General features: G+C 72.7%; 17 protein-coding genes. 11 read left to right on the forward strand and 6 right to left on the reverse strand.

What is annotated here, in order from left to right:
• Nucleotides 1-152 precede the first annotated feature (152 nt).
• From ACFWBD_RS30495 to ACFWBD_RS30505, 3 genes are all read left to right on the forward strand, one after another.
• Nucleotides 153-1751 carry an ABC-F family ATP-binding cassette domain-containing protein gene (locus tag ACFWBD_RS30495; protein ID WP_385673691.1) on the forward strand — a complete coding sequence of 533 codons (1599 nt, stop codon included), beginning with the start codon at nucleotides 153-155 and terminating at the stop codon, nucleotides 1749-1751.
• Between the two features lie 406 nt (nucleotides 1752-2157).
• Nucleotides 2158-2379, forward strand: coding sequence for a helix-turn-helix domain-containing protein (locus ACFWBD_RS30500; RefSeq protein ID WP_004002281.1), 222 nt, complete (start codon nucleotides 2158-2160; stop codon nucleotides 2377-2379).
• 124 nt (nucleotides 2380-2503) lie between these two features.
• On the forward strand, nucleotides 2504-3307 hold the full coding sequence (locus tag ACFWBD_RS30505) for an enoyl-CoA hydratase/isomerase family protein (protein ID WP_385673694.1): 804 nt from the start codon (nucleotides 2504-2506) through the stop codon (nucleotides 3305-3307).
• 168 nt (nucleotides 3308-3475) lie between these two features.
• Here the strand turns inward: ACFWBD_RS30505 and ACFWBD_RS30510 are convergent, their stop codons facing one another.
• A complete protein-coding gene (locus ACFWBD_RS30510; RefSeq protein WP_385673697.1) occupies nucleotides 3476-4213 on the reverse strand; it encodes a nucleopolyhedrovirus P10 family protein in 738 nt (245 codons plus the stop codon).
• 95 nt (nucleotides 4214-4308) lie between these two features.
• Here ACFWBD_RS30510 and ACFWBD_RS30515 point away from each other — a divergent pair, with 95 nt between their 5' ends.
• From ACFWBD_RS30515 to amaP, 5 genes are read left to right on the forward strand one after another with little or no spacing between them, the layout of a single operon-like run.
• The gene (locus ACFWBD_RS30515) at nucleotides 4309-4794 is read left to right on the forward strand and encodes an Asp23/Gls24 family envelope stress response protein (RefSeq protein ID WP_385673700.1); all 486 of its coding nucleotides are present in this window, start codon (nucleotides 4309-4311) and stop codon (nucleotides 4792-4794) included.
• A 43-nt stretch (nucleotides 4795-4837) separates the two neighbouring features.
• A complete protein-coding gene (locus tag ACFWBD_RS30520; protein WP_062649848.1) occupies nucleotides 4838-5023 on the forward strand; it encodes a hypothetical protein in 186 nt (61 codons plus the stop codon).
• The gene (locus tag ACFWBD_RS30525; RefSeq protein ID WP_385673704.1) at nucleotides 5020-5403 is read left to right on the forward strand and encodes an Asp23/Gls24 family envelope stress response protein; all 384 of its coding nucleotides are present in this window, start codon (nucleotides 5020-5022) and stop codon (nucleotides 5401-5403) included. Before ACFWBD_RS30520 ends, ACFWBD_RS30525 begins: the two co-directional genes overlap by 4 nt.
• Complete coding sequence (locus ACFWBD_RS30530) at nucleotides 5400-6029, forward strand: DUF6286 domain-containing protein (RefSeq protein WP_385673707.1); 630 nt, start codon at nucleotides 5400-5402, stop codon at nucleotides 6027-6029. The genes ACFWBD_RS30525 and ACFWBD_RS30530 overlap by 4 nt, the downstream gene beginning before the upstream one ends.
• Before the next feature lie 5 nt (nucleotides 6030-6034).
• The gene (gene amaP / locus ACFWBD_RS30535) at nucleotides 6035-6613 is read left to right on the forward strand and encodes an alkaline shock response membrane anchor protein AmaP (RefSeq protein WP_385673710.1); all 579 of its coding nucleotides are present in this window, start codon (nucleotides 6035-6037) and stop codon (nucleotides 6611-6613) included.
• Nucleotides 6614-6900: 287 nt separating this feature from the next.
• Here amaP and ACFWBD_RS30540 read toward each other — a convergent pair whose 3' ends face one another.
• From ACFWBD_RS30540 to ACFWBD_RS30560, 5 genes are all read right to left on the reverse strand, one after another.
• Nucleotides 6901-7656 (reverse strand): SDR family oxidoreductase, encoded by a 756-nt coding sequence (locus ACFWBD_RS30540; RefSeq protein ID WP_385673713.1) that lies wholly within the window; start codon nucleotides 7654-7656, stop codon nucleotides 6901-6903.
• A 5-nt stretch (nucleotides 7657-7661) separates the two neighbouring features.
• Nucleotides 7662-9449, reverse strand: a complete 1788-nt coding sequence (locus ACFWBD_RS30545; protein WP_385673802.1) for a glycoside hydrolase family 15 protein — start codon at nucleotides 9447-9449, stop codon at nucleotides 7662-7664.
• Nucleotides 9450-9945: 496 nt separating this feature from the next.
• Nucleotides 9946-10737, reverse strand: a complete 792-nt coding sequence (locus tag ACFWBD_RS30550; RefSeq protein WP_385673715.1) for an SURF1 family protein — start codon at nucleotides 10735-10737, stop codon at nucleotides 9946-9948.
• A gap of 92 nt (nucleotides 10738-10829) precedes the next feature.
• A complete protein-coding gene (locus ACFWBD_RS30555; RefSeq protein ID WP_078615750.1) occupies nucleotides 10830-11063 on the reverse strand; it encodes a hypothetical protein in 234 nt (77 codons plus the stop codon).
• Between the two features lie 80 nt (nucleotides 11064-11143).
• On the reverse strand, nucleotides 11144-12145 hold the full coding sequence (locus ACFWBD_RS30560) for a DEDDh family exonuclease (RefSeq protein WP_385673718.1): 1002 nt from the start codon (nucleotides 12143-12145) through the stop codon (nucleotides 11144-11146).
• A gap of 455 nt (nucleotides 12146-12600) precedes the next feature.
• On the opposite strand from ACFWBD_RS30560, the gene ACFWBD_RS30565 reads away from it, so the two are divergent.
• The 3 genes from ACFWBD_RS30565 (at nucleotide 12601) to ACFWBD_RS30575 (ending at nucleotide 15026) form a co-directional block, all read left to right on the forward strand.
• Nucleotides 12601-13311, forward strand: a complete 711-nt coding sequence (locus ACFWBD_RS30565) for a VIT family protein (RefSeq protein WP_385673721.1) — start codon at nucleotides 12601-12603, stop codon at nucleotides 13309-13311.
• 174 nt (nucleotides 13312-13485) lie between these two features.
• On the forward strand, nucleotides 13486-14370 hold the full coding sequence (locus ACFWBD_RS30570) for a sterol desaturase family protein (RefSeq protein WP_385673724.1): 885 nt from the start codon (nucleotides 13486-13488) through the stop codon (nucleotides 14368-14370).
• Entirely contained in the window at nucleotides 14367-15026 is a 660-nt protein-coding gene (locus tag ACFWBD_RS30575; RefSeq protein WP_385673727.1) for a lysoplasmalogenase, read from the forward strand. The genes ACFWBD_RS30570 and ACFWBD_RS30575 overlap by 4 nt, the downstream gene beginning before the upstream one ends.
• Nucleotides 15027-15037: the final 11 nt, after the last annotated feature.

Genomic DNA, 15037 nt, shown 5'->3' on the forward strand with positions numbered 1-15037 from the left:
GGCAGCGCGCAGAGATCGAACACCTGGACCCAGAAAAAATGCTTGCACGGTCCCGTTAGACTGGCCCTCATGGCCATTCTCCTCGCGCATTAGACGGCGGGAACGTCCTCGGCCGCCCATCCCGCCAACGACCCCCGCACTGGAGTCTGTCCGTGATCTCCGCCTCCGGCATCGAGCTGCGCGCCGGTGCCCGCATCCTCATCGAGAACGCCTCCTTCCGCGTGGCCAAGGGTGACCGCATCGGTCTGGTCGGGCGCAACGGCGCCGGCAAGACCACGCTGACCAAGGTCCTGGCCGGCGAGGGCATCCCGGCCGCCGGCCAGGTCACCCGCTCCGGCGAGGTCGGCTACCTCCCGCAGGACCCCCGCACCGGCGACCTCGACGTCCTCGCCCGCGACCGCATCCTCTCCGCGCGCGGCCTGGACATCCTGATCCGCAAGATGCGCGAGAACGAACAGCGGATCGCGAACGGCTCGGGCGCCACCCGCGACAAGGCGATGCGCCAGTACGAGCGCCAGGAGACGGAGTTCCTCACCAAGGGGGGGTACTCCGCCGAGGCCGAGGCGTCCACCATCGCCGCCGCGCTCAACCTGCCCGACCGGGTGCTCGGCCAGCCCCTGCACACGCTCTCCGGCGGTCAGCGGCGCCGGGTCGAGCTGGCCCGCATCCTGTTCTCCGACGCGGACACGCTGCTCCTCGACGAGCCGACGAACCACCTCGACGCCGACTCGATCGTCTGGCTGCGCGACTACCTCAAGACCTACCGCGGCGGCTTCATCGTCATCAGCCACGATGTCGACCTGGTCGAGACGGTCGTCAACAAGGTCTTCTACCTGGACGCCAACCGCTCCCAGATCGACGTCTACAACATGGGCTGGCGGCTCTACCAGCAGCAGCGCGAGTCCGACGAGAAGCGCCGCAAGCGGGAGCGCCAGAACGCCGAGAAGAAGGCCGCCGCGCTGCATTCGCAGGCCGACAAGATGCGCGCCAAGGCCACCAAGACGGTCGCCGCGCAGAACATGGCCCGCCGCGCCGACAAGCTGCTCTCCGGCCTGGAGGCGGTCCGCCAGTCCGACAAGGTCGCCAAGCTCCGCTTCCCCGAGCCCGCGCCCTGCGGCAAGACGCCGCTGATGGCCGAGGGCCTGTCGAAGTCCTATGGCTCGCTGGAGATCTTCACCGACGTCGACCTGGCCATCGACAAGGGTTCCCGGGTCGTCATCCTCGGTCTGAACGGCGCGGGCAAGACCACCCTGCTGCGTCTGCTCGGGGGTGCGGAGCAGCCCGACACCGGCGAGGTCGTCGCAGGCCACGGACTCAAGCTCGGCTACTACGCGCAGGAGCACGAGACCCTCGACCCGGAGCGCACGGTCCTGGAGAACATGCGTTCCGCCGCCCCCGACCTGGATCTGGTCGAGGTGCGCAAGACGCTCGGCTCGTTCCTGTTCTCCGGCGACGACGTCGACAAGCCCGCCGGCGTGCTCTCCGGCGGCGAGAAGACCCGGCTGGCCCTCGCCACCCTCGTGGTCTCCTCGGCCAACGTGCTGCTGCTCGACGAGCCCACCAACAACCTCGACCCGGCCAGCCGCCAGGAGATCCTCGGCGCGCTGCGCACCTACAAGGGCGCGGTCGTCCTCGTCACCCACGACGAGGGTGCCGTGGAGGCGCTCCAGCCCGAGCGGATCATCCTGCTGCCCGACGGCGTCGAGGACCTCTGGGGTTCCGACTACGCGGATCTGGTCGCGCTCGCCTGATCGGGAGCGGGCTCCCGATGTGATCCCGGACGGGCTCCACGACGTGGCCAAGGCGTGATCCCACACGTGATCCACGATGTTGGATCATTCGTCTGGATCATTCGGCCCACCGGTGATCCATCATCTGTGTGAGATCTCCTCGTATCGAGGTGTGTCCTACATCGATTTTTCGGCCGATCCCTTTGTCGACAAGGGATCGGCCGTCGCGCGTCTCTGACCTGCCACTTCGCACAACAACCCGTTCGGCCCCACGAACACCATCGGGTGGAATCGCATATTCCACTTGTGGGGACGCGCTCCTGTCGTCAAAACCCTGTCGCACGGACCTTGCCGAATGGGTGGCCATCGCGCGCCGGAGGGGTGATCATGATGATGACCAGAGCGCACTTCCCATGAGGAGGCACGGGTGGCCGAGACTCTGAAGAAGGGCAGCCGGGTGACCGGCGCCGCGCGCGACAAGCTCGCGGCAGACCTGAAGAAGAAGTACGACTCCGGTGCGAGCATTCGGGCGCTGGCCGAGGAAACCGGTCGCTCGTATGGCTTTGTCCACCGGATGCTCAGCGAGTCGGGCGTCACGCTGCGTGGGCGTGGCGGGGCGACCCGAGGCAAGAAGGCCGCCTCGTCCTGACCCGGTGCGGCCCACCGCTTTCGATGGTGATGGTGACCACCCGGTCGGTTGTCCGATCGGCCGGGTGGTTACTGTGCAGTCACTTAGCTGACCGCTAGCTGATCGCACTCATCGGAGGCGCCTCATGGCCACGCCCGACCAGGAACTCGTTCCCCTGCTCGACAAGGACGGCGTACGGCTCACCGTCGACGACGCGCTCGCCACGGTGACGCTGGCCAACCCGGCCAAGCGCAATGCGCAGAGCCCCGCCATGTGGCGGACGCTCGCCGAGGCCGGGCGACTGGTGCCGGGCTCCGTCCGCGTGGTCGTGCTGCGCGGCGAGGGCAAGTCCTTCTCCGCGGGGCTCGACCGGCAGATGTTCACGCCCGAGGGGATCGAGGGCGAGCAGTCCTTCATCGATCTCGCACGCAGTGGCGACGCCGAACTCGACGCCGCCATCGCCGGGTTCCAGGAGGGCTTCACCTGGTGGCGGCGCAACGACCTCGTGTCCATCGCCGCCGTCCAGGGCCACGCCATCGGCGCGGGCTTCCAGCTGGCTCTCGCCTGTGACCTGCGCGTCGTCGCCGACGACGTGCAGTTCGCCATGCGGGAGACCAGCCTCGGCCTCGTACCGGACCTGACGGGCACGCATCCCCTCGTCTCCCTGGTCGGCTACGGCCGCGCGGCCGAGATCTGCCTGACCGGCCGGTTCGTGCACGCCGAGGAGGCGGTGAGCTCCGGGCTCGCCAACCTCGCGGTACCCGTGCAGGACCTCGACACCGCGACTCGTGAGCTGGCCGCGGCGATCCTGGCCGCGCCCCGGGAGGCCGTCATCGAGACCAAGGCGCTGCTGCGCGGCGCCGGAGACCGCACGTACGACGAGCAACGCGCCGCCGAGCGCGCCGCCCAGGGCCGCCGGCTGCGGGACATGGCCGGCGTCGGCGAGTGACCCCCGGCTGACCGCCGACGCCGACTGCCGACTGCCGACTGCCGACGCCGACCGCTGACTGCTGACTGCCGACGCTGACTGCTGACCGCCGTCAGCCGACCGCCGGCCGCCAGCCGCCGTCAGCCGGCCGCCAGCCGCCGGCCGCCAGCCGCCGTCAGCCGGCCGCCGTCAGCCGACCGCCGTCACCAGCACGGCGACCGTCGGGTGATCCGGCAGCGCCTCCGACACCACGGCGCGCACCGCACGGGCCACGTCCAGGGCCCGGCGGTCCGCACCCACCGTGATCTCCACGCGCGCGTGCCGTCGCGGCAGCGCGGCCGTCGCGTCCTGCCGCTCCTCGATACGCACCGCCCGCCCCAGGACGCGGCTCGTACCCGTCACGCCCGGCACGGACAGCGCCGCCGTGGCCGCGAGCGCCTCGTCGCCGAGCAGGGCGGCGCCGCCCGGCACCGGTGCGGCGGACGGTGCGCCGGAGGGCTCGCGCTCCGGCTGCTCCTCGAGCATGTCGAGCACGTCGAGCAGCGCGGTCACCGTCAGGTCCACCGCCGACACCACCAGGCCCAGCCGTTCCTCGGCGGCCGCCGACAAGGCGCCCCGCAGCCGGGCCGCCGCCGTCGGCAGCGGCTCGGACGCCAGCGCCGCGCACTCCGCCGTCACCCGCAACGGCCCCGGCGCCAGGGCACTGGGCGGCGCCGGTACGACGGGCTCGAACGCCCCCTCCGGATCCGCCGGCCCGACCCGGAGCGCCCCCATCCGCACCCCCTCCACCGTCCGCGCCGCCCGTCGCAGCACCGCCTCGGCCGCCGCCTCCGTGATCCACGCACCGTCCCGCGGCCCGCCCAGCGGGAGCAGCCTGCCGAGGCCCAGCTGATGCCGTACCGCGCTCGTCCATCCGTCCGCTGTCATTGCGCCAGCCTGCCGCATCCCCGGGGCGCGGGCGGGCAACCGCGCTTACCGTGGTGGAAGGGACGAGGAAGAACCGGACGTAAGGACGTACGGCGATGACCGAGGCAGCAGCGGAGCAGCACCGGACACAGGTTCCCGAGGGCGGCACCGAGCCGCTGGGAACCCGCAAGACGACCCGGCGCGGCGGCGGGGATCCGGCGACCCGAGGGCGGACCACCATCGCCGACGGGGTCGTCGAGAAGATCGCGGGCCTCGCGGCACGGGACGTCCTGGGCGTCCACGCGATGGGCAGCGGGCTCAGCCGCACCTTCGGCGCCGTACGCGACCGGGTGCCCGGCGGCTCGAAGTCGGTGACCCGAGGTGTGAAGGCCGAGGTCGGCGAGGTGCAGACCGCGCTCGACCTGGAGATCGTCGTCGACTACGGCGTGGCCATCGCCGATGTCGCCCAGGCCGTGCGGGAGAACGTGATCGCGGCAGTGGAGCGGATGACCGGACTGGAGGTCGTCGAGGTCAACATCGCGGTGAGCGACGTCAAGCTGCCCGACGAAGAGGACGAGGAGCCGGAACCCCGGATCCAGTGACACGCAGACGGCCGGGTGACCGGACCGCTGAGGGGAGAGCACCTTGAGCATGGCCGTGGTCGGCATGATCGCCGGCATGGCGCTGGGCTTCGCCGGATACTTCGGCGGGTTCGGGGCCTTCCTCCTGGTGGCGGCACTGGGCGCCGTCGGGTTCGTCGTCGGCCGGTTCCTGGAGGGGGACCTGGAACTCGGCGACTTCTTCCGCACCCGCGACGACCGGCGCCGGTGACCTCCGTGGACGAGGGGGGCACTGCCGCCGGCGGGCGCCCGTCCGTGGTTCCCCCGGGTGCGCGCGGCGCGACCCGCATCGCCGACCGGGTCGTGGCGAAGATCGCCGCCCAGGCCGCGCGGGAGGCGGTCGGCCCCCTGCCGCCCGACGCCGCGGGACCGCACGCCACGGTGGTCGTCCACCATGAGGCCGCGCGCGTCCGGGTCCATCTCGAACTCGACTACCCGACCGATATCGGCGGACGCTGTCACCGGGTGCGTCGACATGTCACCGAGCGGGTAGGCGCGTTGGTGGGAATGGAGGTCCCGGAGGTCGCCGTCCAGGTGGAACGGCTGCACCTGACAGCGGCCCCCGGCGTGGCGCACGGGAGGGCGCGATGAGCGAGCCCGGAGGCTTGCGGGGCAGCACACTGCCCGTTCCGGAGAAACCCACGAAGGAAGACGGCCCCGGCGCGCCGGGCCCCGCCGACCACCGCTTCTGGTCGGCGCGCCGCCGGCCGGCCGGTGTCGTCGCGGCGCTGCTGCTGGTCGTCGCGGCCGCCTTCCTCTACGACGTGGCGGCCGTACGCGCCCACCGGTCCGCCATGGCCTGGCGGAGCGGACTCGCCCGGCAGCTCGCCGAGCGCCCCCTCGACGACACCTGGGTGCTGGCCGGCGCCGGGGTCGCGGCGGCTCTGGGCCTGTGGCTGATCGTCCTGGCGGTGACCCCGGGACTCAGGGACGTCCTGCCGATGCGCCGAACCCACCCGGACGTACGGGCGGGCCTCCACCGGGACGCGGCCGCGCTGGTGCTGCGCGACCGGGCCATGGAGGTCGCCGGCGTGCAGTCGGTACGGGTGCGCACGGGCCGCCGCAAGGCCGACGTCCGCGCGCTCTCCCACTTCCGTGACCTGGACGACGTGCACGCCGACCTGGACGCCGTCCTCACCGACGCGATCCGTGGCCTGGGCCTGGTCCGGCCGCTCGCCCTGTCGGTCCATGTGCGGCGACCCGGGAAGAAGGGGTGAGGACGATGCTCGGTACCGTCAACCGCGTGCTCCTCGGAGTCGTCGGACTGGTGCTGCTCGCCGTCGGCGGCGCGGTCCTGGCCGTGGGACTGGGCGCCTCCGCACCCTCCTGGTGGCTTCACGACGGCCCGCACGACACCCTTCTGACCACCGCCGAACGCACCCGCTGGCGCGGCGACGGCTGGTGGTGGCCGACGGTCATCGCGGTGCTCGCGCTCCTCGTCCTGCTGACCCTGTGGTGGCTGACGGCGGTCCTGCGCCGCCGCCGGCTCGGCGAGCTCCTCGTCGACACGGGCGACGGCGCGGGCGCGCTGCTGCGGGGCCGCGCCCTGGAGGGCGTACTCGCCGGCGAGGCGGAGCGGCTGGACGGCGTCGCCCACGCCCATGTGGCGCTCAAGGGCAGCAGGGAGGCGCCCGAGGCGCGGATCCGCCTGGTGCTGGAGCCCCATGTGGACCCGGCGACGGCGCTGGACCATCTGACGGCGCAGGCCCTCACCCACGCGCGGGATTCGGCGGCGCTCGCGGCGCTGCCCGCCGAGGTGCGGATGAGGGGCGTCAAACACAAGGCCGAAAGGGTCAGTTGAGGCACCCGGGAGTGCGGGTCGGGTGACGGTCGACGACACCGGCTCCGCCGCCCGCCCGTGGCCGGTTCCGCGCCCGGCGCCCGGTCGTGACCGGTCCCCGCGCCTGCCGCTCGACCGTCAACGGTCCCCGCGCCTGCTGCCGGCGGGCCGTGGCCGGTCCCTCGCGCCTGCCCGGTCGTGGTCGGTCCCCGCGCCTGCCGCCCGGTCGTGGCCGTGTCCCGCGCCCGGCTGTGTCCCGTGCCTGCCGCCCGCCCGTGGCCGGTTCCGCGCGCGGTGCGGGACACGGTTCAGAATCCGTGCCGCATCCCGCCGTCGACCGGCACCATGAGGCCCGTGAGATAGGAGGCCGCCGGCGACAGCAGGAAGGCGGCCGTCCGGCCGAACTCCGCCGGAGCCCCGTACCGCCGCAACGGAATCCGGGACTCGTTCGCGGCCCGGGTGGCCTCGGGATCCGCGGACAGCCCGTCCAGCTCCCGCACCCGGTCGGTGTCGATACGGGCCGGCAGCAGCCCCACGACCCGGATCCCCCGGGGCCCCAACTCGTCGGAGAGCGACTTGGCGAACCCGGCCAGTCCCGGCCGCAGGCCGTTGGAGATGGTCAGCCCGGGAATCGGCTCGTGCACCGACCCCGACAGCACGAAGCCGATGACCCCGCCCGCCTCCAGCTCGGCGGCGGCCGCCCGCGCCAGCCGGACGGCCCCGAGGAACACCGACTCGAACGCGGTCTGCCACTGCTCGTCCGTGTTGTCCGCGACGAACCCGGGCGGCGGACCGCCCACGCTCACCAGCACCCCGTCGAACCCGCCGAAGGCATCACGCGCCGCCGCGATGAGCCGCTCCGCCGCCCCGGGGTCGGCGTTGTGCACGGCGACCCCGACCGCGTTCGGCCCCAGCTCGGCCGCGGCGTCGGCGACGCGCTGCTCGTCCCGTCCGGTGAGCACCACCTTCGCGCCGTCCGCGACGAGCTCGCGCGCGGCGGCGTTGCCGAGGCCGCGCGTCGCCCCGGTGACCACGTACACCCGGTCCTTCAGTCCAAGATCCATGGCTCCTATCCTGCCTCCTCCGCGCCGAACAGGGCGAGGGCGGTGTTCACCAGGCCGATGTGACTGAAGGCCTGCGGGAAGTTGCCGAGGTGCCGGCCCGTCGTCGGGTCGTACTCCTCCGCAAGCAGCCCCACGTCGTTGGCCAGGCCCACGAGCCGTTCGAACAGCTCCCGCGCCTCCCGCTTGCGGCCCGTCATGTGCAGCGCGTCCGCGAGCCAGAACGAGCAGGCAAGGAAGATGCCCTCGTCGCCCGGCAGGCCGTCGACGGCCGCGCCGTCCGTGCTGTAGCGGCGCAGCAGACCGCCGTGCCCGAGCTCCGCACGGACCGCGTCGACGGTCCCGACCACGCGCGGGTCGTCCGGCGGCAGGAAGCCGACGCGCGGGATGAGCAGCAGGGAGGCGTCCAGTTCGCGCGAGCCGTAGTACTGGGTGAACGTGCCCCGCTCCGGGTCGTAGCCCCGCTCGCACACCTCCTGGTGCACCTCGTCGCGCAGCGCCCGCCAGCCCGTCAGGTCGCCGCTCAGGTCGGGGTACTCCTCCAGCGCGCGGACGGCCCGGTCGGCGGCCACCCACACCATGACCTTGGAGTGCACGAACTGGCGTCGGCCACCGCGTACCTCCCACAGCCCCTCGTCCGGCTGCCGCCAGTTGTCGCAGAGCCACTTCATCAGCGCGCACTGCAACGACCACATGTGCGGCCGGGGCGACATGCCGGCGGTCCGGGCCAGCGACAGCGAGTCCATGACCTCGCCGTAGACGTCCAGCTGGAGCTGGTCCACGGCGCCGTTGCCGATGCGCACCGGCCTGGAGTCCGCGTAACCGGACAGCCAGGGCAGCTCACACTCGGGCAGCCGGCGCTCACCCGCCAGCCCGTACATGATCTGGAGGTCCGCCGGGTCGCCCGCGACGGCGCGCAGCAGCCAGTTGCGCCAGGCCTCGGCCTCGTCCTCGTAGCCGGCCGCCAGGAGAGCGCCGAGGGTGAGGGTGGAGTCGCGCAGCCAGCAGTAGCGGTAGTCCCAGTTGCGGACCCCGCCCATCTCCTCGGGCAGGGAGGTGGTGAGCGCGGCGACGATACCGCCGGTGGGGACGTAGGTGAGGGCCTTGAGGGTGATCAGGGAGCGGACCACGGCGTCCCGGTGGGGCCCGTCGTAGCGGCAGCGGGCGGCCCACGCCTGCCAGTCGTCGACGCTGACCCGCAGCGCCTCCCACGGGTCGACGAGCGGCGGGCGCGGCTCGTGCGAGGGGTGCCAGGTCAGTACGAAGGCGACCGACTCGCCCTCGGCGACGGTGAACTCCGAGTAGGTGGTGAAGTCCTCGCCCCAGGTGTGCACCTCCGGCTCGCTGCGGAACCAGACGGCGTCGGGACCGCCGATCGCCACCCGATGGCCGTCGGCCCGGCGCATCCACGGGATGATCCAGCCGTAGTCGAAGCGCAGCCGCAGCACGCTGCGGACGGTGACCCGGCCGCGCAGCCCCTCGACGATGCGTACGACGTCGGGGGCCTGGTCGCGTTGGGGCATCAGGTCGGTGACCCGGATCGCGCCCTCGTCGGTCTCCCACTCGGTGTCCAGGACGAGGGTGTCGGGCCGGTAGGCGCGCCGCGTGCAGGGACCCTGCACGCCCTGGGGTGCGATGCGCCAGTGGCCGTTCTCCTCCTCGCCGAGCAGGCGGGCGAAGCAGGCTCCGGAGTCGAAGCGCGGCAGACAGAGCCAGTCGACGGAACCGTCCATGCCGACCAGGGCGGCGGTCTGCTCGTCGCCGATGAGCGCGTAGTTCTCGATGCGGGGGTGCACGCAGTTCCGGGTTCCCGGCGGGCCCCGGGGGCAATCAGGGCTGCGGCCGGGCGAGTGACGGCGGGGCCGCCGGGGCGCCCGCGCCGAGAAGACGGCACCCGGGTCCGACGGGGCCTGGTCCGGCACCCACAGGCCGATCGGCGTGGACAGGGTGGAGACGACGGCGATCGGCACGGCGAGCACGAGCCGCCGCCGGCGTTCGCGCCCCGGCAGGCTCGGCGAGGGACGGCCGGACAGTCGGGCGGGCCGGGGTGTCGGGCAGTCAGCAGTCGGACGGCCGGGGTGTCGTCGCCGGCCCTCGGTCGTCCGGCGGGTCCGGCGAGGGGGCGGCCGGGCCGCCGGAGTGGTCGCCGGTCTTCGGCTGTTCGGCGGCTGCCCGGCGGGTCAGAGGAGTGGGCGGCCGGGTCAGGCGAGTGGGCGGCGGGCGCATGGGGGGCTCCCGGCCTCGGACACGGGCGTGTCCGCGCGGCCGTGTCCGCGTCTGGGTCCGGGTACGTCAGACCGTCGCCGGCTCGGTCTGTTCCGCCTCCCGTACGGCGGCCTGAGCCCGGTCGCGGGTCTCGCGGCGGACCAGGATCACCCAGCCGACGGGGACGCCCACGGAGAACAGCCACCACTGGATGGCGTAGGCGTAGTTCAGGGCCGCGTCCTCGCTGCCGGGCCGCCCGACCAGCTCCGGGCTGTCGCCCTTCGGCTCGGGCGCCGTCTGCGCGATGTAGCCGCCGAGCACCTGCGCGCCGAGCCGCCGGGCCTCCTGCTCGCTGTTGATCAGCATGATCTGCCGGTCCGGCAGTCCCTTGAGATCCTTGATGCCGCTCGCCGCGGTCGTCTCGTCGGGCATCAGCCGCCCGGTGACGGTGATCCGGCCGGCGGGCGGCGCGGGGACCTTGGGGAACGAGGTCTGACTCGGGGCGTCGGCGGGGATCCAGCCCCGGTCGACCAGAAGTACCTTGCCGTCCGTCAGGACGAACGGGGTGAGGACGTGGAAGCCGACCGTCTCGTCGGCGTTGACCCGGCGCCTGACGACCACTTCGTGCTCGGTGTCGAAGGAGCCGGCGGCGGTGACGCTGCGGTACCGCTCGCCGCGGGTGACGGCGTGCCCCGGGGTGGTCAGCCTCTCCACGGGCACCGCCTCGGCGGTCAGCGCGTCGGAGACCAGCTGGTTGCGCGCCGTGCGCTCGTCGTAGCGATGCATCTGCCAGAAGCCCAGCCTGATCATCGTGGGGATGAGGAGGAGGGAGACCAGCGTGAGGATCACCCACTGCCGGGACAACAGGAAGCGGTACACCCCACGACCGTACAACTCGGTCGTGGGGCGCATTCGGCCGGGTACCGGAAGGGATTCTTCCGGCGTCGTGCCCCGGAAGCCGTCGGGTGGGCTCACACCTTGTCGACGATGCCCGCCCTGCCCTCCGCGCGGGCGCAGTGCGCGCCGCAGTACCAGTGACCCTCCACCTCGACGCCCTGGCCGATGATCTGCACCCGGCAGTGCTCGCAGATGGGGGCCATGCGATGGATCGCACAGGAGAAGCAGTCGAAGACGTGGATCGCGCCCTGCGCGTGCACTTCGAAGGTCATTCCGTAGTCATTGCCGCAAACTTCGCATCTCGCCATGCGCCACAGGGTGAGCCGTCGCCCCCGCGCGGGCGAGCGGACGGCGGGCGAGTCGCGCGGCAATCACCCGTACGCACGGGTCACTCGTCGGCGGACTCCACATCCCGCAGGAGTTGCCCGAAGGCGGCCTCGTCGACGACGGGTGTCCCGAACTGCCGTGCCTTCACCACCTTCGAGGTGCCCGAGTCGGGGTCGTTGGTGACCAGCAGGCTGGTCAGCCGGGACAGGCTCGTGGCGACGTGCAGCCCCGCCTCGGCGGCACGGTCCTCCAGCAGCTCCCGCTCGATCGACGTGTCGCCCGAGAAGGCGATCCGCATGCCCTGCTTGATCCTTTTGCCGTCTTCGTACCGTCCGGGGTTGGGATGGGGGCATGCGGGCCTTTTGCGGGACGGCCGCCAACTGCCGGGCCGATAGCTGCCGTAGCCACTGCCCGGACCGCTCGCCTGCCTGCCGATCCCGGGCGCGGGCCGGTCGGCCCACTCGGTCAGCGGCCTGCACTCGAGCAGCGGCAGCCGGACACCGCCCGCCGCCGCGGCGCGCAGACTCGGCCGGAACGCCTCGGCGAGCACGCGCGCGTCGTCCAGCGCGTGGTGCGCCCGCTGCTGCACCACGCCGAAGTGGGCCGCCAGCGACTCCAGCTTGTGGTTGGGCAGCGGCAGGCCGAGCTCCTTGGAGAGCGCGATGGTGCACAGCCGCTGCCGCACCGGCGCCTCGCGCTCCGCGCGCGCGTACTCCCGCGCGATCATCTGCCAGTCGAAGACCGCGTTGTGCGCGACGAGCACCCGTCCGTCGAGGCGGGCGGCGAACTCCGCGGCCACCTCCTGGAAGAGGGGCGCACCCTCGAGCACATCGCTCGTCAGACCGTGGATCCACACCGGGCCCGGATCGCGCTCCGGGTTGACCAGCGTGTACCAGTGGTCCTCCACCTCACCGCGCGCGTCCAGCCGGTAGACGGCGGCGGAGATGATCCGGTCGTCCCGGGCCAGGCCGGTGGTCTCCACGTCAACGACCGCGTACCCCGGGGGATACGCGGTCGGCCACTCCGTGGGGGAGGACGCTGTCGTCGTGTGGTCTTCGAGCATGGTCACTGAGGATACGGCCCCCCACCGACACCTCGCCGCACCCGCCCCGAAGAGGGGGCGTGCGAAGCCCTTCGGGTCGTACGGGAGTTCGCGGGGCGCACGCGCGCGTGCCTACGGCCGCCGGCTGACGCCAGGCCAACTCCGGCCCACCGGGAGTTGGTTCACGCTCCGGTCCACTCCGCTCCGGTCCACTCCGCTCCGGTCCACTCCGCTCCGGTCCACTCCGCTCCGGTCCGGGCCGTACCGGTCCACTCCGCTCGGTCTGGTCTGGTCTGGTCTGGTCCGCTCCGTTCCGCTCCGGGCCGCTCCGGTCCGTTCCGTTCCGTCGCTCCGGTCCGTTCCGGTCCGTTCCGGTCCGGGCCGTACCGGTCCGCCGCGCCCGGTCCCGTGCCCGCTCCCGCCACGACGAGCGTCGGTGCGGGGCGGGTGCCTCCCGGGGTGCCATCCTCCGTGCTGTGACGGAACCCACCCACGCCGAGACCCGCGCAGGCTCGCTCGGATCCCGGCTGAACCGGCTGCGCGCCGCGGTCCTCGGCGCCAACGACGGCATCGTCTCCACCGCCGGCCTCGTCGTCGGCGTGGCCGGCGCGACGGACGACCGCTCGGCCCTGCTGACGGCCGGCCTCGCCGGTCTGCTCGCCGGGTCGATGTCCATGGCGGCGGGGGAGTACGTCTCCGTGTCGACCCAACGGGACTCCGAGAAGGCCGCCCTCGCGCTGGAGCGGCGGGAGCTGCGCGAGCAGCCGGAGGCCGAGCTGGCGGAGCTGACCGAACTGCTGGCGGAACGCGGGCTGTCCGGGGAGGTGGCCCACGAGGCCGCCGTCCAGCTCACGGAACGGGACGCACTGAAGGCCCACGCGCGCGTGGAACTCGGAATCGACCCCGACGACCTCACCAACCCCTGGCACGCGGCCTGGGCCAGCTTCCTCGCCTTCACGGCGGGCGCCCTGCTCCCCCTGCTCGCCATCGTGCTGCCCCCGTCGGACCGGCGCCTCCCGGTGACCGTCGCCTCGGTCCTGGCGGCCCTGGCCGCCACCGGATGGAGCAGCGCCCGCCTGGGAGCGGCGGCACCGGGACGCGCGGTACTGCGCAACGTGGGGGGCGGGGTGCTGGCGATGGGGGTGACGTATCTGCTCGGATCGTTGCTGGGGGCGGCGGGGGCGTGAGGGCGGCGGGGTGTGAGGGTCGGGACGGTCGCCGGCGCCGGACAGCATGGCGCGCAGTCCGTCCGCGCTCGGCGCCCGTTGGTGGAGATCACCAACAAGCAAGCGCGTACCGTCGGTAATACTTGTGGGTAACAACGTCTAGCCGCAGCCCATGAGCCGTTCTACGGTGCCCACATGCCGAACCTGCCCGATGTCGTGCTGTGGTCGATACCCGCCTTCGTGCTGCTCACCGTGGTCGAGGTGATCAGCGTCCGGCTGCATCCCGACGAGGACGCGGCCGGGTACGAGACGAAGGATGCCGCGACGAGCGTCGGCATGGGGCTCGGGAGTCTCGTGTTCGACTTCGTCTGGAAGATCCCGATCCTCGCGATCTACACGGCGATCTACGAGCTGACCCCGCTCCGCGTCCCGGTCCTGTGGTGGACGCTCCCGCTGATGCTGCTCGCGCAGGACTTCTTCTACTACTGGTCACACCGCGGCCACCACGTCATCCGCGTGCTGTGGGCCTGTCACGTCGTCCACCACTCCAGCGAGAAGTTCAACCTCACCACCGCCCTTCGCCAGCCCTGGACCACACTGACCGTCTGGCCGTTCTACGTCCCGCTCATCGCCCTCGGCGTCCACCCGGCGGCGCTCGCGTTCTGCTCCTCGGCCAGCCTCGTCTACCAGTTCTGGATCCACACCGAGCGGATCGACAGGATGCCCCGGTGGTTCGAGTCCGTGTTCAACACGCCCTCCCACCACCGCGTCCACCACGCCTCCCAGGGCGGCTACCTGGACCGCAACTTCGGCGGCATCCTCATCGTCTGGGACCGGCTCTTCGGGTCGTTCGTGCCCGAGGTCGACCGGCCCGTCTACGGGTTGACCAAGAACATCAACACGTTCAACCCGATCAAGGTGGCCACGCACGAGTACCTCGCGATCGTCAAGGACGTGAAGGCGGCGCACGGTTGGCGCGAGCGGACGGGACGCGTGTTTTGCGGGCCGGGCTGGCAACCCGCGTCCGCGTCGGCACCCTCGTCCACGGCCACCGCGGTCGAGGAGACCACGGCCGCGTGACCCGCTCCCGCGTCCTCCTCGGTCTGTTCGCCCTCGCCGCGGCCGTAGACCTGCTCAGCCTCGCGGTCGGCCACGACACCGGGCACACGGTGGCCAAGCCCCTGCTGATGCCCCTCCTCGCCGCCTGGGCGGTCCTGCGCGGCGCGCCCCGGCTCCTGGTCGCCGCCCTCCTGTGCGGCTGGGGCGGCGACACCCTGCTGCTGTTCGACGCCGACCCCGCCTTCCTCGCCGGCATGGCGTCCTTCGCCGCCGGTCATGTCTGCTACCTGGTGCTGTTCGCCCGGGTCAGCCGGCCCCGCGCGCGCGGCGCCCTCCTCGCCCCCTGCTACGCCACCGCCCTGATCGCCACCGTCGCCCTGCTGTGGCCGGACCTCCCCGCGGACCTGCGTCTCCCGGTCGCCGTCTACAGCACCCTGCTCACGGCCATGGCGTACTCCGCCACGACCCGGCTCGGCCCCGTCGCCGGTGCCGGCGGCGCGCTGTTCCTGCTCTCCGACACCCTCATCGCCACCGGCGTCGCCGACTGGCCCCAGCCCCCGCGCCCCGATCTGTGGATCATGCTCACCTACATCGCCGCACAGGTCCTGCTGGTCCTCGGCGCGACAGGCCGCCGCCACCCGACAGCCGACCCTCGTCCCTTGCTCCTCAACCCCTGAGCTCAACCGTT

Source organism: Streptomyces sp. NPDC060002 (assembly GCF_042737245.1).
In the GTDB taxonomy this organism is placed as follows: domain Bacteria; phylum Actinomycetota; class Actinomycetes; order Streptomycetales; family Streptomycetaceae; genus Streptomyces.